General features: G+C 68.5%; 1 protein-coding gene. It reads left to right on the top strand.

What is annotated here, in order from left to right; translation table 11 throughout:
- Window positions 1–99: 99 nt before the first annotated feature.
- Window positions 100–542 (top strand): helix-turn-helix domain-containing protein (locus tag RCO28_RS39270; protein WP_308946209.1); only part of this gene is annotated, 443 nt, incomplete at its 3' end.

The raw sequence follows: 542 nt of genomic DNA, 5'->3' as shown, positions 1-542 counted from the left end.
TGTATTGATCACGAGCGTTGTTAACGCTGGTGGGCTTGATCATGGCGAAGGCCCCCGTGTGTGGTGGAGGTGTCGAATCTTCACCGCACGGAGGCCTTCGTGTCCCACCGTAATGCCCGGCTGACCCTTCACGGCAGGCGACTGCTGATCGACCGTGTCCGCTCCGGCCGTCCCGTCGCGCATGTCGCTGCGGAGATGGGTATCTCCCGCCCCACGGCCCACAAGTGGGTCCGGCGCTGGCAGACCGAGGGCGAAAACGGGCTCCTCGACCGATCCAGCCGCCCCCGCACGACACCACACCGAACCACCGCCACAACCGAAGCCCGGGTCTGCCGACTGCGGCGGGAACGAAAGCTCGGCCCCGCACGCCTCGGGCCGATCCTCGGCCTGCCCGCCTCGACCGTGCACCGCATCCTGACCCGTCACGGCCTGAACAGGCTGGCCTGGCTGGACCGGCCGACGGGCACCGTGATCCGCCGCTACGAACGCGACCGCCCCGGCGAACTCATCCACGTCGACGTCAAGAAACTCGGCCGGATCCC

Source organism: Streptomyces sp. LHD-70, assembly GCF_031157275.1.
GTDB lineage: Bacteria > Actinomycetota > Actinomycetes > Streptomycetales > Streptomycetaceae > Streptomyces.
The sequence above is the reverse complement of the archived record's forward strand: the minus strand, read 5'-3'. Positions and strand labels throughout refer to the sequence as shown.